A 23376-nucleotide genomic window follows, 5' to 3' on the forward strand; every position below is an offset into this window, starting at 1 on the left:
CTGCACCAATGCATCCCGATCGGTCTCTGGTCCGCGTCTCCTGCACCTTATGCGCCGGTGCCACCCAGTCCGAACGCGGCTGCGGTCCTGGAGGGCAGCGCGTCTGCTCGGTCTGGGGCCGCATTGTCGGAGGGGTGGCGTAGCCTGCCGGGGTCGAGCGAGGAGGACCCGGGTGAAGTTCAGGAAGATCGACGAGAAGCTGTCCATGCGCAGGCCGCTGGTGGAGGATGAGCGGTTGCGGCCGCTGGAGGACGACCTCGACTTCGACGTCGAATGGAGCGAGCTGCTCATCGAAGGCGCCGACTGGACCGGCGCGCACGGCGACGGAAGCCTGGAGTCCTCGGCGGTCCGGAACTCGGACCTGTCGGGCGCGGTCCTGTCGCCGTTCGAGGTCGTGGATGTGGTCGTGGACCACTCGGTGCTGTCGAACGCCCGCTGGGAGGAGGCGACCGCTCGCCGCGTCGAGATCACCGAGAGCCAGCTCGTGGGCTGGCAGGCCCAGTTCTCGCTGGTGCAGGACCTCTACGTCGCGGATTCCCGGGCCGACTTCGCGGGCATCTCGATCGGCACCGCCAAGGGCCCGGTGGTGTTCGAGCGCTGCCGCTTCACGAACGCGACCTTCCTCGGCGACTTCTCGAAGGCGGTCTTCATCGAATGCTCGTTCCCCGGCGCCGACTTCTCCCGCGTGTCCAACGCGAAGGGCTGCGACTTCCGCCGCGCCGAGCTCGGCGGCATCACCGGTCTGATGAGCCTCAAGGGCGCCCTGATCACCGCGGACCAGGCGGTCGAGATAGCCGGCGAACTCGCCGTGGCGGCCGGCTTCAAACTCGCCTGACCGGGGCTCGGACCCCGCTCACGGCGGCCGACTCGGTCATGACCGTTTCGTGCAGCGGCCGTTCGGATTCGACGCTAGCCTGAAGCGCATGACCCTCCTTCACGTGCCGTACCACCTCGATCGACACCACCCCGACCTCGGCATCCCGCTCCCGGCCGGTGCCGAAGTCCAGGAGGTGGTCGCAGACCTGCCCGTAGGCGAGGTGTGGGCGCGGCTCGTGGGCCTCTACGACCACGTCGCCGAGACCGTCGCCGCGCACGCCGGCAGCGGCAGCGGCAGCGGCAGCGGCAGCGGCAGCGGCAGCGGCAGCGGGACGCTAACCGTCGTGTCGGGCGACTGCACGGTCTCGATCGGGATGGCCGCGGGACTCCAGCGCGCGGGCATCGACCCGGCGATCGTGTGGATCGACGCGCACGGAGACATCCAGACGCTCGAGACGACGGAATCGGGTTACCTGGGCGGCATGGCGTTGCAGTTCCTCCTCGGCTACCGCGCCGACCTCGTCGCGGCGCCGCTCGGGCTGCGCCCGCCGGCCCAAGACCGCGTTCTGCTGGTCGACGCCCGCGACCTGGACCAGGCCGAAGCCGACTTCCTTGAGACCGCGCAGGTGCGCCGCCGCGAACTGGCAGACCTGTCCGCAGACGACCTCCCGGATGGCCCGATCCTCCTCAACCTCGACCTGGACACCCTCGACCCGGGCGTACTGCCCGGCCTCCGCTATCCGGCGGCCGACGGACCCGACGAGCCGACCCTTCTTCAAGCGGTCCGCACCATCATGGAAACCGGCCGGGTCGCGGCCCTCAACGTTGCCTGCACCTGGGAACCGGGTATCGAAGCCGCCACCGACGAAGCCGGGGCGATCGAAGTCCGCGAACGACTGGTGGCCACGATCCTCGAAGCGGCCTCGGGCCCATCCCACCGGTGACCGGGTCGGCCTCGACCGAGCACCGACTGTCCTCCCTGAAACCAACTGAACCCTCCGCTGACCCCACCTCGGGGCCGGCGGGCCGAAGGTCGTCCTGGCTCCTCCCGACCGGGCGACCGCGGTCGGGTCTGGCTGGACCAGACCGAGGGGGCCGGGCGCGTCAGCCGAGTTCTTCGAAGGTCCCGGAGTGAACTTCACCGATCCGGCCGCCGTGGTCCTCGAACGACCAGAAGCCGGTGATCGTGTGGTTGTGGAAGTTCATGACGTGGGTGACCGCGGTGCCGGAGACCTCGTTCCACCCGAGCAGGTAGACCCGGGGTGTCACCTCGGCGACGTGCAGATCGACGGTCCCGGAGGCGCTCTCCGTGGCGCCGTCGATCTCCGCGTACTGGAGCTTGTTGCCCTCGGCTCCGAATATGTTGTGGAGTACGACCCCGTTGTCCAACCGGATCACGAAGGTCTTCCCCGCGAACGCGAAATCACCCATCTCAAGCCCTTCTTCACACTCGCCGCTGCACACACCGTGAACCAAATCCGCTCGAGCGCCGACCGAAGTCCAACCTAAGATCCGGCCCACGGCCAAGTCCCCGATTTCCCGATTCCTCCGGTTTCAACCCTCCTCTCAGTCAACAGTGAACCGACCTCCGGACAGCTGCGAGGTCGCAGCATCGTCATCGCCAGCGCAGACCCCGATCTCGCTTCCAGTTCCGGCCACGGTCGCAGCCGCAGAATCGAGTTCGTCGAGAAGCGTCGGCGGTGCGGAGCAGTCTCGGATCGCCTGGTCTGCGAGTTCGAGGCGGCTGCGGAATTCGAGGTCGTCGGTGGCCGCCAGCGCTTCGAGGGTGGTCTGCCTGCGGTGGAGCGAGCGGTCGAGCCATTCGCGCCATTTCGGGTCCGCTTCGGCTCGGGCCACCGTCCGGGGCCTCCAAACCGGCATCGGCGCGCCCGACACCGCGAATCGCGGATTCGGTTTCAGCGCTTCAGGTCCGGGAAGGAAGTCGCGGATCGCGGCCTCGGTCCAGCCGCGCGAGCGCAGCATCGGCTTGGTCAGCCACACCGACCGGTCCCCGATCCGCACATACTGCGGCCGAGAAGGCGGCGACTCGTCGGAGGAGGGCCGGGCTTCTTCGGAGGCGAGCCCGGCTTCTCGCGCCGGTTCGAGCCACGGCGGTCCCGAGGATGCTGACGCCTCCGTTTCGAAAGGCCCCGTGTTCCGAGACGGGCCGCTGATCGGTGCCGGCGGGGGCGGGTCCATCGCGTCAGCGAGCGGGCCTTCGCGCTTTCGCCCTGAAGGCCGGTTCTTCGACTTGGGCCGCTTCGGTTTTCGTTCAGCCAAGGGTGGCGTTGGCGATTCGGCGATGGCGGGCGAAGGCTCGGTTGTCGCAAGGTGGACCGCGGGCGGCGCCTGGCCGGTGTCACCGTGTTCCGGGCCGGGCGGCCGCAAAGCCGCTGCGGCCGGTGTCTGCCTGTCGTCGGGGCCGCCCCCGAGGTGCCGCTCGGCCGCGGCGGAGGGCGGCTTTCCTGCCGGTGCCGGGGTTTCGGCTTCGGGTGGGTTCGCCTCGGCCGCGATCGCTGCCGCCGCGGCGGCTTGGAGTGCGGAGCGGGTGAGGGATTCGACCAGCCACCTGGTGAAGTGGTCGCGGAGGACCTCGGCGGGGACCGTGTCGAACGGGAGTGCTTCGGCCATCATCTCGGGGCCGGGCGGGCCGGTGGTGGTCGCCGCGGCGCTGGTGGGCCGGGTGTGGTTGCGGGTGCTGTCGGATGTCGTGGTCGTCGTCATCGCGCCGTCCTTCAGTTGTCGCGCGTCGCCCGGAGGTTCGGCGCGGTATTCAGTTGCTGGTCCGAAACCTATCGGCGGGGACCGACAGTTTCCGGTCCGTTGTCCCCGATCGGGTGATATGTGATGGCGTTCACGTGCGGTGGCGTCAACGGATCGTCAAGAGCGCCCGGGCCGACTTCACCCGCGAGGGCGGAGGCAGGGCAGACTTGCCGGCATGCGTGTACTCCTGCTCGGACCATTCGACATCCGCGATGACAAGGACCAGCCGGTCGAGCTCGCCGGGGCGCGGCTGCGGGCGCTCGTGGCGAGGCTGGCGTTCGAGGCGGGCCGCGAGGTGTCGGCCGACGCGCTGATCGACGCGATCTGGGAGGACGATGCGACGTCGTCGAACGCGTTGCAGGCGTTGGTGTCCCGGGTGAGGCGGGCGATCGGCGCGGACAAGGTGACGCGCGGCGCGGCCGGGTACCGGCTCGACGTCAAGCCCGGCGACGTGGACCTCGTCAGGTTCGAGCGCCTCGCGGAGGCCGGCCGGCGCGGCGGCGATCTCGCCACGCTGCGCGAGGCCGAGTCGCTGTGGCGCGGCCCCGCGCTCGCCGACCTGCTCGACTACCGGTTCGCGCAGAACGAGGCCGTGCGCCTCGAACGCCTGCGCACCGAGACCACCCGCGACCGCCTCGCCCTCGAGGTCGCCACCGGCACCGACGTGCTCGCCGAACTCGAACCGCTCGCCGCCGCCCACGCGCTCGACGAGCGCTGGCAGGCCCTCCACATGCGAGCGCTCTACGCGACCGGACGCCCCGCCGAAGCCCTCGACGTGTACGAGCAGACCCGCGAACGCCTCGCCGACGAGCTCGGCGCGGACCCGTCGAGCGAGCTCGCCGACCTGCACCTCCAGATCCTGCGCCAGAGCGCCGCCCCCGCGGAGCGGCCGGTGCGGCGCTCGAACCTGAAGTCCCAGTTGACGAGTTTCGTCGGCCGCGAGGACGACCTCGCCGCGCTCGTGAACGCGGTCGAGGAGGCCCGGCTGGTGACCGTCACCGGCCCGGGCGGAGCCGGGAAGACCCGCCTCGCGACCGAGACCGCCGCCCGCATCGCCGCGAGCGGGTCCGCACCGGACGGCGTGTGGTTCGTGGAGCTCGCCTCCACCACCGACGGCACCGACGTGGCCCCGGCCGTGCTGCGCGCCATCGGGGCCCGCGAGGCCGGCCTCCTCGCGCCCTCCCTGCACGACGCCGAGTCCCGCCTCGAGGAGTACTTCGCCGACCAGCGCGCGCTCCTCGTCCTCGACAACTGCGAGCACCAGCTCGACGGCGTCGCCGACCTCGCCGCGCGCCTCCTCGGTGCCTGCCCCGGCCTGCGCGTGATCACCACCAGCCGGGAGGCGATCGCGATCGGCGGCGAGCGGCTGTTCCCGATCCCGCCGCTGGCGGTCTCCGACGAGGACCCCGCGTCGAGCCCCGCGGTGCGCCTGTTCGTCGAGCGGGCCGCCGCGGTGCGGCCCGGGTTCAAACTCGACGCGTCGAACACCGAAGCGGTCGTGGAGATCTGCCGCCGCCTCGACGGCCTCCCCCTCGCCGTCGAACTCGCCGCGGCGCGCATGCGGGCCCTGGACGCGGCCCAGATCGCGGCCCGCCTCGACGACCGGTTCGCGCTCCTGGCCGGCTCCGACCGCACCGCGCCCGCCCGCCACCGCACCCTCAGCGCCGTCATCGCCTGGAGCTGGGAGCTCCTCTCGGACGCCGAGAAGTCCCTGGCGATGCGCATGTCCGTCTACCCGGCGGGACTCGCGCTGGAGCGGGTCGAGGACCTCGACGCGCTCGCCGGGCTCGTCGACAAGTCGCTGGTCGACCGCGACGGCGAGCGCTACCGGATGCTCGAGACGATCCGCTCCTATGCCGTTGCGCGCCTTGAGGAGAGCGGCGACGCCGAGACCGTGGCCGACGCGATGGCGAAGCACTGCCTGGAGTTGGCGGAGGCCGCCGACGCCGAACTGCGCACCGCCGCCCAGATCGAGGCGATGGCGCGCCTGACCGCCGAGCACGGCAACCTCGTCACCGTCATCGGCCGCGCCGCGGCGACCGCGGACATCGAGACCGGTCTGCGCATGGTGGCGGCCATGTTCTGGTACTGGCACCTGCTCGGCAGCCACACCGAGTTCCGGCACTGGACGAACGCGGTGCTCGCCGTCCCGGCCGAGATCCCCGAGCCGCTTCAGGCCGCGGCCCGCATCCTCGAAGGGATCGTCGCCACCGAGCAGGACGGGTACGCGGCCGGGGAGGCCGCGATCCGCGAAGGCGTCGCGATGGGCAGCGGGATCGCGGCGGGCCCGGCCCGGTTCCTCGTGTCGATGGGGCCCGCGTTCCTGCCGGACGCGCCGCCGGCCGACGAGCGCGGGCTGGACGGCTGGGAGCTCGGGACGGCGCTGCTGATCTCGGCCGCCGCCGGGAGCGTCCTCAGCGGCGTCGAGGGCGCCGCGCCGGTCGACCGCGCCCAAGCCGTGTTCGCCGAGCTCGGCGAGCGCTGGGGCCTCGCCTCGGCCCTGCGCATCCAGGGCGAACGCTCCGGCTGGCACGGTGATCTGGAGGCGGCCGAGCGGGCGGCCGAGGAGGCGGCCCGGCTCCTCGACGAGCTCGGCACCCGCGGCGACGCGAGCGAGGCGTACGCCGAACTCTCGTGGCGCTACGCCGCGAACGGCTCGATCGAACGGGCCTGGCAGGCGCTCGACCGCGGCATCGCGCTCGCCGAGGCCGCCCGGGAGCCGAACAGCCTCGCGTACGTGCGCTGGTTCCGGGTGCCGGTCCTCATCAGCGAGGGGCGCTACGACGAGGCGCTCGCGGAGCTGCCCGCCGCCGAGCGCTCCCTCGACGGCGCGCCCGGCCTCGCGGAGCGGATGCGCGTGCTCTCCGCGGCGTGCAGGGACCTGCTGACCGTGCTCCGCGGCGAGGGCCGAGCCGGCGCGATCGCGGGCCTGGACCCCCGGTTCCTCGAAGGCGCGGCGGTCGCGGACCTCGCGATGGCCTCCCGGATCTCGGCCGCGGCCGCGCTCGCGGAAGGCGATGCGGCCCTTGCGGCCCGCAGGCTCGGCTTCGGGCGCGGAATGCTGGGCGCGGACGACGGCCGCGGCTACGACACGGCGCTGCGCACCGAGGAGCGGGCGCGTGAGGCGTTGGGCGACAAGGCGTTCCAGGAGGAGTACGACCGCGGTGCGGCGCTCGGGCGCGAGGACGCCGCCGAGGTGCTCGGCCGGTAGGCGCGGGACGGCGCCGCCCGCGACCGGTTCGGTCGCGGGCGGCGGGGTTTCCGGTCGCGGTGGTTCAGGACCCGTACTGGATGGTGAGGCTGCCGACGCCGCTGGCGACGGTGATCGTGTAGTCGGCGTCGGCGGTCGGGTCGGTGGCGATCTCGATGTGCTGGTCGCCGATGCCGCCGTCGTGGAGGACCTCGTAGACGGTGCCGTCGTCGGGGACGGTGAGCACGACGTCGCCGGTGCCGGCCTCGACGGAGATGTCGCCGAGGACCTGCGCGAACTCCAGGGTCACGTCGCCGACGCCGGTCACCACGGTGGTGTCGGTGGTGCGGAGCCCTTCGCCGGTGACGTCTCCGATGCCGGTGTCGATGTCGACCGCGCCGTCGAGGCCGTCGAGGCTGACGTCGCCCACGCCGGTCTCGGCGGTCGCGTCGGCGCCGGCCGGGAGGCCGAGGGTGTAGTCGGTCTCGCACTGGTCGACGTCGAGGCCGAGGAAGCGGCCCTGGTCGCATTCGCCTTCGGCGCTGAAGCGGTCGCCGTCCCACTCCTCGCTGGTGTCGGGCGCGGCGCCGAGCCACTGCGTCTTGAGGCGGAACTCGAGGGCGGTGCCGGCCGCGGCCTCGAAGCGGAGGTCGCCGACCTCGGCGCGGACCTCGGCGGCGGCCACGGCGCGGTCGAACTCCTCGGTGCGGGTGGCGTCCTCTTCGGAAGAGGAGATCATCCAGGCCCAGGAGCCGAAGGCGAGGAGGCCGGTGAGCAGGGCCGCGCCGGTGACGGCGCCGCCGACGATCCACCACGCCTTGCGGGCGGGGTAGGCCGGTTCGTCGGGCGTGTCGGCGGTGGCGGGCTTGACGGGGGTGTCGATCATGACCGGTCCTTTGCGTTTCCTTGCAGGAACTTGAGAATGGCGAGGACGCGGCGGTTGCCGCTGTCGGTGGGCGGGAGCCCGAGCTTCGCGAAGATCGAGTTGATGTGCTTGCTGACGGCGCCTTCGGAGAGGAACAGGACCCCCGCGATCCCGGCGTTCGAGCGGCCTTCGGCCATGTGCGACAGGACCTCTCGTTCGCGGGGCGTGAGCCGGTCGAGCTCGTCGCCGTCGCGGCGGACCAGCAGCTGGGAGATGACCTCGGGGTCGAGGGCGGTGCCGCCGTCCGCGACGCGGCGCAGCGAGTCGAGGAACTCCTCGACGTCGGCCACGCGGTCCTTGAGCAGGTACCCGATGCCGCGCATCTGGCCGGTGAGGAGTTCGACGGCGTAGCGCTCCTCGACGTACTGGGAGAGCATGAGGATCGCGAGGTCCGGGTAGCGGCGGCGCAGGACGAGTGCGGCGCGCACGCCTTCGTCGCTCTGGTCCGGCGGCATCCGCACGTCGGCCACGACGAGGTCGGGGCAGTCGCGCTCGACCGAGCGCAGCAGGGCCTCGGCGTCGCCGACGGTGTCGACGACCTCGATGCCGCCGACCTCCATGAGCCTGGCGAGGCCCTCGCGGAGGAGGACCGAGTCTTCGGCGATCACGACGCGCATGGCAGCTCCGCTTCGATGGTGGTGGGCCCGCCGAGCGGGCTGGTCAGGGTGAACCGGCCGTCGACCGAGCGGACCCGGTCGGCCAGGCCGCGCAGGCCCGTCCCGGACTCGGGGTCGGCGCCGCCGCGGCCGTCGTCGACCACGCGCAGGCGCAGCACGTCGGCGCCTTCGTCGTCCTGGGCGAGGGTCACGTCGACGGCGGCGTGCTCGGCGCCGGAGTGCCGGGCGGTGTTCGTGAGCGCCTCGGAGATTACGAAGTACGCGACCGCCTCGACGTCGCGGGGCACGCGCCGCTCCATGACCACCTTGAGCCGCACCGGGATCGGCGACCGCGCGGCGACCGCGGAGAGCGCGGCGTCGAGGCCGCGGTCCTCGAGGACGGCCGGGTGCAGGCCGCGCACGAGGTCGCGCAGTTCGGTGAGGACCTGCTTCGACTCCTCGTGGGCGTCGGCGAGCGCACGCTTGGCGTCCTCGGGCAGGTCGGTGAGGGTGGCGCGGGCGATCCCGAGGTTCATGGCGAGGGAGGTGAGCCGCTGCTGCGCGCCGTCGTGCAGGTCCCGCTCGATGCGCCGCCGCTCCGCGTCCGCCGCATCCACAGTGGAGTCGCGGCTCTCGGTGAGGTCGGTGACGCGCAGCTCCAGCTGCTGGGCCCTGGTGGTGCCCACCAGGAGCTGCCGCGCGATGAGCGCGTCGAGCTCGGCCAGGCCCCGCGTGATCCAGGGCGCCGCCAGCAGGAGCACGACGCCGCCGAGCAGCAGCGCCCAGTGCCGGACGCCCAGGCCCGAACCGAGACCGAGCAGCGGCGCGGCCATCATGGCCGGCGCGATCGTCCACGCGGTCACGGCGATCACCGCCGCGAAGGAGCCGTAGAACCCGGCGATGACGTGGTACGAGAAGTGCCGCCACGTCTTCGCGCTGCCCACGACCGCGAGGAGCGACCCCCACGTGAACGTGACCGGCGGCGAATGGTCTGCGGGCCAACGGGTCCCGAGGAACGCGCTGTGCCTCGACCGCTGCACGGCGGTGAGCGCGGCGCTGGTGAACAGGATCGCGGCGAGGGCGACCGCGGGGATCACGATCGTCACGAGTCCCGCTGCGCCCATGGCGAACAGCACGCCGATGACGATCCCGCCCAGCGTGCCCACCACCGACCCGGTCACCAAGTGTACGAGGGAGAGCCAGGTGCGCCCGTCCCACAGGCCCGCCGCGATCACGCGGGGAGCTCGGCGCCAGGGGAGCGCCTGCGGCACTGAGATGTCCATGCCTAGAACACTAAGCAGATCCGCAGCTCGCGGCATTGCCCCAGGCGCCCGACTTCAGGGTGAACTTTCCTCTACCCCGCCGCTTCAGCCGCCACCCGCAGCCGACGCCGCCTCGATCGAGGCACGGGCCGCAGCCCAGCTCCCCCTCCGCGGCGGGTGCGGCGCCCGCGTCGCGGGCGGCGTCTCGCCACGACATCTGGAAGCTCCTGGTCGAAGTCGCCATCGAGACCGGCATGCGGTGGGACGAGATCACCGAGCTGTGGTCAAGGACTTTGAGCCCAAGCAGCACCGCATCCGCGTATCGCGGGCCGCCGTCCAAGTCAACCGGCGGTTCCACCCGCAGGGCGGGTGTTTCCTAAGCCGCCTAAGGACCACGAGCAGCGAGTCCTCCGCATTCGCGAGGGCCTGACCAAGGGAATCAAGGACCACATCGCCACCCACAACCTGAAATAGGAAGACCTTCTGTCCTGGTACATCCCTGAGGCCACCGAGCCCGGTGTCATCGAACCCGCGCCGACTGGCTTGGACCGGGCCAAACTCAACGAGAAGGGCTAGACGTACCGCCACTGCACCATGCGCGCCTACACTGCCGGGGGGTGCCGCTTCCAGCACTGCAAGGGGCAACGGCGGTGTACCACCGCAAGCGTCGGGCGTCGGGGACCAGCCGCGCAGGCAGCGCCGTTGAGACACCGACGGACATATCCCAAGTCGATGGTTCCGCAAGAAGGTCATCCGACCCGCCCTCGCCGCCGCTGATCTGCCGGTGGACATCCGGGTGCACCTGTCGCGCCATGCCCACGCCTCGTGGCTCATCAACCGCGGCGCGACCCTAATGGACATCATGGAAGGACCAGCTGGGGCATGCCAGCATCCTCACCACTGAGCGCTACCTCCACATCGTGGACGACTCCGGCACGGCGGCGCACGAGATCGGCGGCGAGAGACCAGGCGAAAACGCAGCTGAATGAGGCGGCAATGACGATCCAGCAGGAGAGCGGACCTGCGTGACGGCCCCAGCCCGGGTCTGCTGGTGGAATCGGAACGTGCGCTCAATGCCGAAGAGACGCAGCCATGCCAACCACCTAAGTTCAGTAGACCAAGGTCGAGGATCGCAGCTTGTCAGCCACCGTCGTATGCCACCTGAAGCCGAACCGTGCCCTTGGCGGTGTGGAGAAAAGCGTCGCCCTGCCCAGCAAGAGCTTCGGCACCTGTTTCATCCAGAATGATGCGACTGTCAGTTGAGCTCTTTACCCGAAGGGCGAGTTGAGCGGGAAAATTGGAGCGGATTGTCGTCGAGATGACATCGGCGCTTGGGCGTTGCGTGGCTGCTATTACGTGGATTCCGGCAGCGCGAGCCTTCTGCGTAAGGCGCTTAAGCAACGACTCAATTTGCTTCTTCTCGTCAGGATCGCTTGTGAGGTCGGCATACTCATCCAAAACGATGACAATCCAAGGCTTTTGATCAGTTTTGCCAACCTTCGAGTTGTACTCGACGAGCTTTCGCGTGCGTATCGCCTTCATGTCCTTGTAGCGCATGGCCATCTCTTCGACGGTCTCCTCGAGAATCTCGATGGCGTCGGCTGCATCCATACCGATCACGCCGTCAAGATGAGGATCGTCCTCGAAGTCAACTAGCTCGGTACCCTTGGGGTCAACGAGACGGAGTCTCAGCGCGCTCTTGTCGTACCGGACAAGGCCCTTAAGAATCGTATCCAGGGCTACCGACTTCCCTGATCCGGTGGTTCCCGCCACCAACAAGTGCGGTGAGTCCGCAGAAGACAGGTCAACCGTGACCGGGTTGCCTTCGATATCTGCACCCAAGGGCGCGATGAGCCTCAGGGGATCGACCTGGCACTGACGCCACAAATTCTTGGCGTCGATTCCGAACTTCTCGTCGTCGATCTTAGGGATTTCGAAGAGAACGGCGCCACGGTCCTTACGTGTGAGGATGTTGAACCCGGAGGGAAGTTCCAAGGCCAGGAAGATCTCGTCCCGCCGGTTGATGAGCTTATCCACCGTGACACCCGGACTTGGGATGAACCTGAATATGTAGAAACCTGGCCCTTCCTTCCACATTTCGGATTCCGGAGCGACTACATCGACCTTGTGTCGGGCGAATACATTGAGGACCTTGTTGTATCGATCCCGCAGCTCTTCCTCGGCAAGCCCCACATGTCCAGCCGTAAGTGGAGTATGATCTGCCCTTGGGTCGGAGGGACGCGTTGCCGGCGATTCCGACTCGGCAGAATCGACTGTCACTTCGGCGCCTGAGCCAGGTGTCGTTGAACTTCCCGAAGGCGGGAGTCCGGCCGACTTCCCTCTTGAACTCAGCAGGTCGGCTTCGCCGGCGACTCCCTTGATTTCATCCAGGCCTGCAGCGACGACGACAGGGTTGGCGCTGACAGGGTCGAGGTTGGCACGCAGGGCGGTGATGAGGTTGAGAAGCTCGTGCTTGTTCAATCTCACCAGAGCATGTCTGCCAAGGCTTCCAACCTCGGGAGCCGCCTTATCCTCCTCCGCTGCGATGGCAACCGCGACGCCGGTGACCTGTCCGAGCTGGACCTGCTCAGAGCGCAGAGCGTCAAGGACCTTCGCCTGAAGCTGCTGATGATCTTCCGTCCCGACGAAAACTCGAGACGGAAGGTCTTGTGGATGCATGGCATGTCCGCTGGTCTGAGCAATCGCGGCCGCAAGTTCGTCAAGCCAGAATGGACGGTCATGGCGCGTCTCGCCGTCTGATCGGAAGGCGTCGACACAGAGGTCGGTTGTGCGGTTGAGCTGCTCCTCAGCCGAACCGATGTCAAATACTTGGCGGAACTTCGATTCGGCGACCAGGACATCCAGCCGAATAATGCCGTCATCCTGGACGGTCAGCACGAATCGTCCCAGATCAGCTCTAGTCTTGTGCCCGCGGCCGAACCAACGGTGGTGCTCATCAAAGCTGATCCATGTGACCAGGCTGGGACCCTTGGTGGCGACGGGGAACTGCTGGTCGATGACATACCGTGTGGCGACCAGTCCGACGACCTCGTTGACCGTGGTGCCGATGCCGAGGGAGCGCAGCACGGCGCCAGGAGCGACGTTGCGACCGACCTCGTAGAACCGCGTCGCGATATCTTCTGCATCCTCCGCGGTGGCGACATGAATCTGCTCCAGGCGGCGCTGCAGGCGTTGGACGACGAACTGCCGACCAGTCTGCGAGCTGACGATTAGGGTGTAGGACTCGTTCTTGCCGACGTTGGGCCTGACGAGGATGACGTCAGGGCGGTTGTGGAGAGCATCGATCTGTTCCCGACCGATGAAGCTGTCGAGAGTGACGACCCAATGGGCTACATCGTGCAGGGTGGCGAACAAGGCTTGGTGCTGGTCGAACTGCACCTGCATCTCGAAGTAGTCGATGCCGTCGACGCTCTCCCGGGAGACCGGAGAGCGGCGGTCGTACCGCACGCACAAGGTCGACCAAGATTCAAGGGTCTCGTCAGCGGTTTCAGGCAGCAGCGCTCTCACGACGTTCTCACTGGTCTGAGCCAGGTTGTGGGAAGCGGGGTGCTTCCATGGGTTGAATGAGCCTGACAAGGACTCCTTCTTGGTGCTCTCCTTGATGCTGGTCTGTGTGCCGAAGAGAGCCGGTGCTAGGGCCACGTCGATGGTGTCCGCAAGGCCGGACAGGTCTGCCTCTTGGTCGGGTTCCCACGCCTGCAGAATGAGTTGGACATCTGGAAGGAAGGTGTCCTCGGAGATCTCCGCGCCAGCGAAGTGAAGGTCAAAGCCCTGGATGATCTCGTGATGGGTGTGCTGAGGAGCCAGCACGACTAGGTCAACCTTCAGACGAGGGTTCTTGGACCTTACCTGCTTGGCCACTCGCATCGGCAGGACAGGGTCACCGTTGCGATCCAGGAGCAGCACGCGGAGGCCGTCAAGCTTGTGGGGGTAGGTCGTGAGGTAGTCGGTGATGACCCGGACCATCTCGTCAATCGCCGTTTCATCGACGCTGGAGAGCCATTCCTTGGACTCGTTGCCGCCGACACGGACCGGCGCGTACTCTTCGTGGCCGGCCGATTCACGCATCGGGATGGCGATCGTGCCGCCGGGTCCGACGAGTACCGCTGGGGTCCCATGTGGGGAGATACGGCCGATGGCGTCGAAGAAGAGGTCTTCGTTCTCCTGGTTGAGACTAAGGCCGCCTTCCTTGTTGAGGGCGGTCTTGATGCTTTCGGCGATCTCCTCGTAGTTCTTTGCCAGCCAGCGCAGCTTTAGCGGGTGCGTAGCCAGCATCATCATGCGGTGATCGGCCAGTTCGACGACATCGGACAGGACGACGGCAGCAAGGTCAAGGTTCGGAGCGTTTTCGGGAACTAGCGTGGTGCGCGCTTCGCGCAGTACGCCTTCCCATTCGCGGACATACGCGTTGATGCTCTCGGCGTCAAGGCCGCCAGCGAACCGCTCAAATTGCTCTAGCTTGAGGCGTTCGAGCTGAGCCGCGAAATGTGATTCGAGAGTATGCGCAGGCTCGGCGGTGTTCCACTGGCGGGGGTCGTTGAATTTCTCGAGGAAGGAGTCGAAGGTCAGATTACTGGCATGGCCAGGAGGGTTGCGCCAGCCTTGGATGAGAGCCGCCAGGGCGATCTGGCCGGGGATTCCCAGAGGCTCCCAGCGAAACCGTCGCTGCGTGCCGCCGTCCATCTCGACCAGGAAGCGCAGCGCAGCCCACTCGGTGTTCGGGTCGAATGGCTCATTTTCCTCCGGCAGAGGCGGCTTTGTCAGGTCAAGGAGGTAGTCCTTTACCTCGAGGGTCAATCGAAGACCGGTGGAGTCCTGAATGTCTCGCAGAGTGCGTGCGTACAGGAATGCGAATAGCCAGCGGCTCCACCTCCCTGATTCCTGATTACCTTCAAGACTAACAACAACGGAGCCTTCCTCCTCGTCGGAGAAGAAGGTGAGCTCTCTCAGCAGGGCACGGATCGGGTCAGGGACGGACTGCGAGTCCGGGAAGGCGAGCTTCTCGACTTTGCGGCGCAACCGCTTAGACAACAGTTCGGCTCCGCCGACGGGAGCCTCGTCGAGGAAGCGCTGTGCGGATTCCTGATCTCCACGGTCTAGTGCGTCTTCGATCGCCAGGGAGTCGAACTCGTCGACCCGCTCGGCGTCCTTCCTCTCGATCTCCTGCCGGACCTGTTGGCCCAGCCCGATCTTCTTGGACTTCTGCCCGAAGACTTCCAGCCAGAGCGTCAGGTCCTGCAGGCGACGCAGTGCGCGAGGATCCTGCGAAGAGCCGCTGCGGTTGAGGTTCAGCACGAGGCTTTGCATGCGCGATTTCGCAGTCTCGGCGTCGGTACCGATGTGGCGCAGGGAATCCTCGCTGAACTCGGTCGCGGCAATCCGCTCTATGAGGTCGTCCTCGCTGATCTCCTTACCGTTGGGCTGTTTGAACGCGCTGACCGCGACGTTCTTCTGGATCCGGGCGGGCAGTGCGGTGGGCTTGAGAAACAGGTCTCGGTCCGGGAAGAGCTCGAGAGCAGGCAAAGCGGCAGAGATCTCGGGATATACCAGGCCAGGAGTGTGGATCTGAGTTGCAGCGACCTTCTGTGCCGTCTCGACCAGGAATGTCGCCCAGCGGTGCAAAGATCGCGGCTCGACCTCGGTGACGACTCGCCAGATCTGCGGAAGGAAATTGGACATCAGAGCCGGAACAGTTCCGGGGCTACCCGCTTCCCGCCAGGCTTCGTCTAGGAACCTGTCGAACCCGCTCTCGCTGGAGGTGTCCTTGTGGCTACCAAGGATCGTGGCGTCATCTAGGGCATTCATGGCTGCCAGGCCCTGCGCGTCCGGAGATTGCCCCCACTCGAAGAGCAGCACTGCCGAGCCCTGTCCAGAGTTTCGCCACTTGGTCAGCTGTTCCTGGGGAGCCAGCAAGTATTCATCAGGAACGCCCTCGATTGGCTCCGAGGTGCCAACCTTGACGACATAGCCGGGCAACTCCGCAAGCCTGTGTTCCATGTGACGAAGGGCTTCAGCCACGGTCGGCTGGTCGAATCCGCTGACGCGCAGGACGGCATGGGCCCCGCTGATAGCTTTGACTTTACGGAGTGCTTCGTCAGCGACGAAGCGGCCGAGCGCTCGGATGCTGCTGTCTGTCACCGGGGCTCCCCTCGAACCATGCTGGTGGCATCTGAATATTGAGTGAGCAGACCAATCGCGGCCAGCTTCTCCCGGAACGCCTTGCCGTTGTGGTCAAGGACCGACGAGTCAACTACTCGGGCCAACGGACTTACAGCCGCGACCTTGTTCTCCACAATCAGCCCGTACTTCTCACGGAGCAGCACGCAGAATTGGTCGAACTCCATCTCGGTCTCCTGCGAGACAGTGGCGGCAACCAAGCTCTCAAGCATCGGAGGCTTCATGGTGAAGTGCCGGCGCCCCGTAGTCGCGTTCAGTGCTCCCACCGCAGCGAGGGTCTCGGTGAAGAATAGTCGAGGGGATTCGGCCGCCTTGGTGCCTTCCTTGGCGAACTTCTCGTAGCGGCGCAGCCTTGCTTCGTTGCCTTCGGCTCGGATTGCGTCGATCATTTGCTGGGTCTGGAGACTGATGGCGTTGCCGATGTCGTTGCGAAAACTGGCAAGGGCCTTCTGCGACTCTCTGCGCAGAGTAGTCGGCTGGTTGCCGAAGTCCATCAGGATCGACTCAGCGTCCTCAGCCCCGAGCTTCCGACGCGCGAGTCGCAGCTGGTGGCGTGCCAGGCAGTAAGGCACCCAGTGCATGAGACTCTCGGTTCGTTTGGCCCTGGGTACCGTCGCCGTCCGAGCGACGATGTTCCGGACCCCTTCCCTCAGCAGTTCAGGCCAGGGGCTGAGATCGTCGTGCAGCTGGATCTCCGTGTCTGTGCTTTCCATGGGCACGTCGTCGTAGTCGAAGTCGTGCGCGCTAAGAGCCTTGGCAAGGTTGCCCAGTGGAGTATCGCTGTCCTGCACGAGGTCGTGCAGACCTTTCCTGGTCGCTTCCTTGCGTTCAAGGTCGGTGTCGGTGCGCAGTGCCTTGTAGGCCCAGATGCCGCCATCCCGGAAGAGGTAGCGCTCGATGCTCGGGGCCTTGATGCCAGCCGCGACCTTGGCCGCCTGCTTGCGCTTCTTGTCGGTGCTTCTGGATGAGGCATCGATCTTCAGGATAGGCCGTTCAACTGCGTCGTAGTGGATGAGCTCACCGATGAACGGATAGATGTGCACGCCGAACCAGCTGGGCTGCCCACGGCGCCCGGGAATCTCGACCAGCAGGGACGAGAACAGGGCGTGGAGAGTCTCCATCGTCTCAGGTGAATCCAGCTCGACGGCCTTGCCGAGTTCTTCATCCCCCTCGACGACAGGAGCTTTGGTCGCGATCCGTCGGACCAGGTCGTGCGAGGTTCGCTTGAAGGCGACCCTGGCTCCGTCGTCCAGGAGCTCTGCGAATCGCTCTGGGTCCGCTTGATGCGCCAGGTAGACGCCGCGGGCGATCGCGAGCATCTCGAGTGAGATGTAGAAGCCGCGACCCTGACGTTCGGTATTCACCCCGAAAAGCTTGAGGACCACCTCTGCCTTGGGACGGTCAACAATCATGCGCGCACCGACCTGATCCTGTCGCCTGTATCGATCGTGAGCTTCCTCATGACATCGCCTACGAGCACCTGAATATCGTTCTCCCTGCTCGAGGAATCTGTCAGCTCCGCCAAGGCCCCACTCAGGCCGCGGATCTCTGCCTCGTGCTGGACTTCGCTGCGTAGGCCTGCAGCCCACCGTGTCAGCAGCTCGAAGCGCAAAAGGTCCGCTTCCACCGAGACCGCGTCCTTGTCTGGCTCGACAGCCGGAATACGGATGTAGATCGCCCGGTTGAGCCACTCGACAGCGTCCTGCATCTCTGGAACGGCACCCGCGTTGCTTTCCCTCTGCCACTGGGTGACCTGGTCAACGACCTCAACACCCCTGCCGGACACTCGCCGGGAGATCACGGCCGCACGTGAGCGGTGGGTGAAGAAGGCGGGATCCAGGATGAAGAAGTCGGGGTTGCTTCCCGCCCGGTGGATGCCCTGGACGGCCTCGAGTCCCTTGAGGAAGCGGTCCCGCACCCTGGTATCTGCTGGGTCCCGGTTCATGTCCTGGGCAAGGATGAAATCGTCGCCGGCTTGCAGACCCATGCGAGCGAATCGGTCGGTCTTGTCCTCGCTGTTGAAGAAGTCAGCTCGTCGCAAGAACGTGTACAAGCTACGCAACTGTTCGGCCTGCTTCTGGGCGTCCCGATTCGTACGGACCTTCTGCAGATAGCTGTTGGCGTCCGCGGGAGGGAAGTCCCCGGCCGTGTCCGGGTCCAGTCGATCGTCGACCTGGCGGCGGGAGACCTTGCCCGGGTCCAGCTTTCGTAGGGCGAAAAAGGTGGGGACCCGATGACGATCTTGCTGGCCCAGCTGGTCGCCGAAGAGCGCCTGATGGTACAGGTGAGGAGCCTGCCAGAACCGGTTCGAGGGAGACCACCGGTACTTGGCATGGACGTCCTCGCAGGAAAGGCCGCCCGTGAGCATATAACTGGTCACCGAAAGTGCCTGACGGGTCGTGACTACGGCCCCAGTCTGCTCGGCCGCGGCGAACACGGCCCGGACCGCCTCCCGGCGATGAGGCCCGCGAGCAGGATCGCCTAGTGCTTCACGGTTGGCAAGGATCGGGCAGATCTTTCGTGCATCACAAGTGTCGCAGGACTTCCAACGCGAAGATTGCTGCGACGTCCACTGCTTCAAGATCCACGGAATGAGCCCACCGCTGCCGCTGTCGGCAGCTACCGACTGATAATTGAGGTTGATGACGACGACTGCGCCCTCGGGGTCGCTGACCTGACCTCGGGCCACCCCGTCAGTTAGGACTCTAACCAGGATCTTGGCGCGCCCGGTGCCTCCGCGATCAGGATTGTCGTCCTCGGCTACGCACTTCCGTAGTTGGCCCTCGTTCGCGCAGATGATCGCGATGCCGCCGTCGGGAGGATCGAGCAGCTCGACGAGCTTCCGGGCACCTTCCTGGGGATTCAGTTCGCTGAGGTCCTTGAGGATGTAAAGCTCGCGCCCGCTATGGGACCGTCCGATGGGGCGGCTGGCATCCCCGTACTCGGACAGATCACGGCGGACTCCCTTTCGGGCGTCTGCGTTCGACTCAGCCTCGGGCCGCAACTTGGCCAGGAGGTTGGCGCACAGGCTGGTCTTGCCGTGTCCGGCGTCGCCCGTGAGGACGATGGTCTTCGTGGCCGGCTTCTCGATGGCCCTAAGCAGGTACTCGAGCGTCGCCACGGGAAACTGCGGTCCCGACCAGTCGGCGTGCAGCTCGTAGACCATCTCAGCGGTGTCGGCATCGAACGGCTGATAACCACGTATCCGCTCGACGTGTTTGTTGACTTCTAGCGGCATGCTGCTGTCCTTCGTCAACCGGACTGGGGGTGTTCCGAGATTCTAGCTGCCAGCAACGCCTTCGTGGCGTCCGGGACTTGCGGAGCGTTAGGCTACGCGTGCGAACAGTAGATCACATCAGCGATTCTGTCGATGGTTCAGCGCGCCGCCAGGGAGGCGGAGACTCCTGTTGAAGTGAGGAACCGCCCTATCAGGGCCCGGAAGGCCAGCCTCTACCCGCAGTGGTCCACCAGGATCTGGCTGGGGCTCAGCCGGAAGAGTCGCATGTGGCCGTCAGTAGCGTTATCCTCGTGTCGCCCCTGCCGTCGCTTCCCATCAAGGCGAGCCTGGTCGCCAGGTGACACGGCCAGCCCTTGAGTCAACGGGGCCAGCAGCGAGGCCACTGCCACCTTGTTCTTGTGCAAGGCTCATATCACGATCCATAAGTGCCGCAACGACTCTGTCCAAGGTGACTTCGAGAACACCCACGAATTGTTGAGCCTGGACCGTCGACGAGCCGTGAGGAAGCCGATAAGATTAGACGATGCGGTCCCTTGAATCTCCCGTTGTTGCGGTCGACCTGTTCTGTGGCGCAGGAGGGCTCTCGCTTGGCCTTAAGCAAGCAGGCGTTCGCGTTGCCGCTGGTGTCGATCTGGATCCAGCATGCCGATACCCGTTCGAACGGAACTTGAAGGCGAAGTACCTTCTCAAAGATGTAGCCAAGCTGACAGGCGAGGACCTACAGCAACTATGGGGTGACGCTGAGTACCGGCTACTTGCTGGATGCGCACCATGCCAACCGTTCTCGAGTCACCGGCGCGGAGCTGATACAAGCAACGAGGAAAACTGGGACCTTCTGTCACATTTCGGTAGACTCATCAAAGACACAGTTCCTCACTTCGTCACCATGGAGAACGTCTCACGCCTCAAGCGCATGCCAGTGTTCACGAGGTTCGTCGAAACACTCATTGAGCTCGGCTACGAAGTCGACTTCGGAATTCTCTACGGACCCGAGTTCGGACTACCGCAAGAGCGCCGCAGGTTGGTACTTGTAGCCTCTCGCATCGGTTTCATCAGTCTCCCTCGAGGCTCGAAGAAGAAGTTCAGAACCGTCAGGGACACCATTGAGAAGCTGCCCCCTCTGCAGAGCGGAGAGTCAGATCCTAACGATGTCCTCCACACGGCGCGACAGCTCTCCCCCATCAATCTGCGGCGGATCAAGGCGTCCAAGCCTGGTGGGACGTGGCGCGACTGGCCGGAAGAGCTGGTTGCGCCTTGCCACAAGAAATCCAGCGGGTCAAGCTTCCAGGCGTTCTACGGGAGGATGTTGTGGGATGCTCCCTCTCCCACGATCACCACACAGGCCTACAACCTCGGAACAGGGCGATTCGGTCATCCGGCGCAAGATCGGTCGCTTACTCTTCGGGAGGCCGCGATGCTCCAAGGCTTTCCTCGTACCTACAGATTCGTGCCGCCGACGGAGCGCCCGAGCATGAACACCGTTGGTCGATTGATCGGCAACGCGGTACCTCCCGTCTTCGGCAAGGCCGTCGGACGAGAGTTTCTGGAGCTCGTGAGACTCCAAGAGGGTAAGGGGTAGAACGAGGACGAGGCAGTCAGAGGTGCCAAGTACGGTGGAGGCATGGAACGCCAGGTCGAATCGTGGGCTTCGAGCGAGGCCGCTCGCGCCAAGATGCGAGCGAATCGAGCCCGGGACACAAAGCCTGAGCTTCGGCTCAGACGCGCCGTCCATGCCCTCGGCCTGCGGTACCGGGTCTCCGCCCACCCCATCCCCAGCTTTCGTCGCACGGCAGATCTGGTCTTCAGCCGCGTCAGGCTTGCGGTGTTCCTCGACGGCTGCTTCTGGCACGGCTGCCCGGAGCACGGTTCACGACCGAAGACAAATCCTGCCTTTTGGCATGCCAAGATCGAGCGAAACATGGAAAGAGACGCTCAGACCACCGCGCGACTTCGCGAAGAAGGGTGGACAGTCCTCCGCATCTGGGAGCACCAGGACCTCACGGCGGCGGCGCAGGAAGTCGCCATGACATACCGAACGCTCCTTTCCCAACTGATCATCTGCGAAGCGACACCAACGCAAACCTCCAGCGATCTCGCGACTTGCCAAGTATCGAATCTTGGGGTGGGCGATGGCCCGTCGGCCGCACCGATCTGTCGGTCCACCTGAATCGAATAGACTTCGAAGCACCTGTTCATCAAGACGAGAGCGGACCGTGAGCGGGGACATCTACGTATCGAGAGGATCGACATCGAGCCGCCGGTGACCGAGGTCGAGGTCGAGACGATGATCTCCGCGGGGAAGTACCAGAAGGTCACGGGCCAGCAAGGGCGGATCGGCGACTGCTACTTCGTCAAAGTCGGCGATAGCGGCGTGATCGGCCTTGCGATGCCCCATGCGCGATAAAGATGGCGTTCTCCGCCGTCGAGGCATCTGCGTTCAGGGAAATCCCTGACAATGCTCAGCAAGACTCGGCTCTCGGGGACCAGCTCCGCAAGATCGTGGCCGACTTCGGCATTCGCGCCTGCCGGGACCTCCAGAACCTTCGACCAAGTTCTTTGCATCCAGGAAGGCGACGCCGAGTACATGCTCATCGTCGAGGGCGGCCGCGTAGTGAAAGTCCGGAACGTCAAGACAAGCGAAAGCCAAGCGGAGACTACGGTGACAGCACCGCAGGCCAGGAGTTAATACTCCTGACCTGCGAGTTTTGGTCGGGTTGACAGGATTTGAACCTGCGACCCCCTCGTCCCGAACGAGGTGCGCTACCAAGCTGCGCCACAACCCGATGTTCTGTTTTCGCGCGCACGCTGGGCGAACGCGTCGATTGGAAATGCTACCCGAACGCGGCGGGAGCCGTCGAACGGGGTCGGGGGCGCGGGGCCCGGTCACACCCGGGCCCCGCGCCCGCGGCTAGAAGGCCTTCGGGACGAAGGTCAGGAGGCTGGCCTCCGGGGCGCACGCGAAGCGCACCGGCGCGTACGGGCTCGTGCCCAGGCCGGCGGACACGTGCAGCCACATGTCCTCCCACGGGTGCAGGCCCTTGACGCGCTCGCGGTCGATGCCGCAGTTGGTGACCAGGGCCCCGTAGCCGGGGACGCAGACCTGGCCGCCGTGGGTGTGGCCGGCGGCGACGAAGTCGTAGCCGTCGGCCTCGAAGGCGTCGAGGACGCGCGGCTCGGGCGAGTGGGTGAGGCCGATCGACAGGTCGGCGCTGGAGGGGACGCGCCCGGCGATGAGGTCGTAGTCGTCGAGGTCGAAGTGCGGGTCGTCGACGCCGGCGAAGTGGACGTTCATGCCCGCGACCACCTTGTCGGCCGCGGCGTTGTTCAGGTCGAGCCAGCCGCCGTCGGTGAGGACCTTGCGCAGCTCCTCGGTGGGCAGCGGCTCGCCGTACTTGTGCTCGTGGTTCTTGTTGAAGTACGTGAGCGGGTTCTTGAACACCGGCGCGTAGTAGTCGTTCGAGCCGAACACGAACGCGCCCGGGGCCTTGAGGAGGGGCCGGAGCGTCTTGGCGACCAGGTCGACCGCGCCCGGATGGGCGAGGTTGTCGCCGGTGAGGAGCACCAGGTCCGGGTCGAGCGCCGACAGGGACGCGACCCAGTGGGCCTTGCGAACCTGCCCGGGCGTCATGTGCAGGTCCGAGATGTGCAGGACCCGGATAGGCTCGGCTCCCTCGGGAAGCGCCGGCACGGCGAAGTGCCTGAGCGTGTACTGGACGCGTTCGTAAAGGGACGCGTAGGCGAGCGCCAGCGCCCCCGCGCCGACCCCGATCCCGGCTGCTGCGGCAAGTCCACGGCTGATCTTCATACCCCCAACGGTAGATTGTCGAGATATGAGCGAGCTAAAGACCCAGTTGGAAACCGATATGCGAGCCGCCCTCAAGGCACAGGACAAGCTGACACTGGGCACGCTCCGCATGATCATCACCGCAATTCGGAACGAAGAGGTCGCCGGCAAGTCCGCGCGCGAACTCGACGACGCCGAAGTGGTGAAAGTGCTGGTCAAGCAGGCGAAGCAGCGGCGCGAGGCCGCGGAGGCGTTCCGCGCCGGAGGCCGCGAGGACGCGGCGGCGAACGAGCTCGCCGAGGAGGCCGTCATCAAGCGGTACCTGCCGAGCGAGCTCACTGAGGCGGAAGTCACTCAACTGGTGCGCGAGGCGATCACCGAGGGCGGGTTCTCGGGCCCGAAGGACATGGGCAAGGTCATGAAGGCGATCGGCCCGAAGACGGCCGGCCGCGCCGACGGAAAAGTCGTCGCGGGCATCGTCAAGGCCGAGCTCGCCGGGTAGCGGCCGCAGGCGCCGCCGGGCGGCGACGGCCGCGGGCCGGCCCCGCAGCGCGGGCGGGCCGTGTCGTTCGCCACGGCTATCGTTGAGGGTCGGGCCCGAAGC

16 protein-coding genes and 1 tRNA gene are annotated in these 23376 nt (G+C 66.5%); 7 read left to right on the plus strand and 10 right to left on the minus strand.

The features are described from left to right. Positions 1-172 precede the first annotated feature (172 nt). Together EIW28_RS12570 and EIW28_RS12575 are read left to right on the plus strand one after the other, a co-directional pair. Positions 173-835 carry a pentapeptide repeat-containing protein gene (locus EIW28_RS12570; protein WP_158630389.1) on the plus strand — a complete coding sequence of 221 codons (663 nt, stop codon included), beginning with the start codon at positions 173-175 and terminating at the stop codon, positions 833-835. 103 nt (positions 836-938) lie between these two features. Next, positions 939-1760: an arginase family protein gene (locus EIW28_RS12575; protein ID WP_197717226.1), complete on the plus strand. Its 822-nt coding sequence runs from the start codon at positions 939-941 to the stop codon at positions 1758-1760. A 160-nt stretch (positions 1761-1920) separates the two neighbouring features. On the opposite strand, the gene EIW28_RS12580 is transcribed toward EIW28_RS12575, so the two are convergent. Continuing rightward, positions 1921-2247 carry a MoaF-related domain-containing protein gene (locus tag EIW28_RS12580; RefSeq protein ID WP_125248044.1) on the minus strand — a complete coding sequence of 109 codons (327 nt, stop codon included), beginning with the start codon at positions 2245-2247 and terminating at the stop codon, positions 1921-1923. Positions 2248-2382: 135 nt separating this feature from the next. After that, entirely contained in the window at positions 2383-3540 is a 1158-nt protein-coding gene (locus tag EIW28_RS24220; RefSeq protein WP_158630390.1) for a hypothetical protein, read from the minus strand. Positions 3541-3754: 214 nt separating this feature from the next. Between EIW28_RS24220 and EIW28_RS12590 the strand changes: the two genes are divergently transcribed. Next, positions 3755-6790 carry a BTAD domain-containing putative transcriptional regulator gene (locus tag EIW28_RS12590; protein WP_125248045.1) on the plus strand — a complete coding sequence of 1012 codons (3036 nt, stop codon included), beginning with the start codon at positions 3755-3757 and terminating at the stop codon, positions 6788-6790. 64 nt (positions 6791-6854) lie between these two features. Here EIW28_RS12590 and EIW28_RS12595 read toward each other — a convergent pair whose 3' ends face one another. The 6 genes from EIW28_RS12595 to EIW28_RS12625 all read right to left on the minus strand — a co-directional run bounded on the left by EIW28_RS12595 (position 6855) and on the right by EIW28_RS12625 (position 18988). Continuing rightward, complete coding sequence (locus EIW28_RS12595; protein WP_125248046.1) at positions 6855-7655, minus strand: DUF4097 family beta strand repeat-containing protein; 801 nt, start codon at positions 7653-7655, stop codon at positions 6855-6857. Further along, complete coding sequence (locus EIW28_RS12600; protein ID WP_125248047.1) at positions 7652-8311, minus strand: response regulator transcription factor; 660 nt, start codon at positions 8309-8311, stop codon at positions 7652-7654. The genes EIW28_RS12595 and EIW28_RS12600 overlap by 4 nt, the downstream gene beginning before the upstream one ends. Then, complete coding sequence (locus EIW28_RS12605; RefSeq protein WP_125248048.1) at positions 8299-9573, minus strand: sensor histidine kinase; 1275 nt, start codon at positions 9571-9573, stop codon at positions 8299-8301. The genes EIW28_RS12600 and EIW28_RS12605 overlap by 13 nt, the downstream gene beginning before the upstream one ends. A 1119-nt stretch (positions 9574-10692) precedes the next feature. Beyond that, a complete protein-coding gene (locus tag EIW28_RS12615; RefSeq protein ID WP_125248050.1) occupies positions 10693-15711 on the minus strand; it encodes an FtsK/SpoIIIE domain-containing protein in 5019 nt (1672 codons plus the stop codon). Further along, positions 15708-17162 (minus strand): hypothetical protein, encoded by a 1455-nt coding sequence (locus tag EIW28_RS12620; RefSeq protein WP_125248051.1) that lies wholly within the window; start codon positions 17160-17162, stop codon positions 15708-15710. The genes EIW28_RS12615 and EIW28_RS12620 overlap by 4 nt, the downstream gene beginning before the upstream one ends. Beyond that, complete coding sequence (locus EIW28_RS12625; RefSeq protein WP_125248052.1) at positions 17159-18988, minus strand: hypothetical protein; 1830 nt, start codon at positions 18986-18988, stop codon at positions 17159-17161. Before EIW28_RS12625 ends, EIW28_RS12620 begins: the two co-directional genes overlap by 4 nt. Before the next feature lie 523 nt (positions 18989-19511). Here EIW28_RS12625 and EIW28_RS12630 point away from each other — a divergent pair. The 3 genes from EIW28_RS12630 (at position 19512) to EIW28_RS24225 (ending at position 21392) form a co-directional block, all read left to right on the plus strand. Next, positions 19512-20567, plus strand: coding sequence for a DNA cytosine methyltransferase (locus tag EIW28_RS12630; RefSeq protein WP_125248053.1), 1056 nt, complete (start codon positions 19512-19514; stop codon positions 20565-20567). A 42-nt stretch (positions 20568-20609) separates the two neighbouring features. After that, complete coding sequence (locus tag EIW28_RS12635) at positions 20610-21155, plus strand: very short patch repair endonuclease (protein WP_125248054.1); 546 nt, start codon at positions 20610-20612, stop codon at positions 21153-21155. Positions 21156-21248: 93 nt separating this feature from the next. Then, positions 21249-21392, plus strand: coding sequence for a hypothetical protein (locus EIW28_RS24225; protein WP_158630391.1), 144 nt, complete (start codon positions 21249-21251; stop codon positions 21390-21392). Positions 21393-21694: 302 nt separating this feature from the next. Here EIW28_RS24225 and EIW28_RS12640 read toward each other — a convergent pair. Both EIW28_RS12640 and EIW28_RS12645 read right to left on the minus strand, forming a co-directional pair. Then, positions 21695-21771: transfer RNA gene (locus EIW28_RS12640), tRNA-Pro, on the minus strand. 125 nt (positions 21772-21896) lie between these two features. Further along, the gene (locus EIW28_RS12645; protein ID WP_125248055.1) at positions 21897-22793 is read right to left on the minus strand and encodes a metallophosphoesterase; all 897 of its coding nucleotides are present in this window, start codon (positions 22791-22793) and stop codon (positions 21897-21899) included. 25 nt (positions 22794-22818) lie between these two features. Here EIW28_RS12645 and EIW28_RS12650 point away from each other — a divergent pair, with 25 nt between their 5' ends. Then, positions 22819-23274, plus strand: coding sequence for a GatB/YqeY domain-containing protein (locus tag EIW28_RS12650; RefSeq protein ID WP_125248056.1), 456 nt, complete (start codon positions 22819-22821; stop codon positions 23272-23274). The last annotated feature ends 102 nt before the right edge of the window (positions 23275-23376 follow it).

This window comes from Glycomyces terrestris, from assembly GCF_003933745.1.
GTDB lineage: Bacteria > Actinomycetota > Actinomycetes > Mycobacteriales > Micromonosporaceae > Glycomyces > Glycomyces terrestris.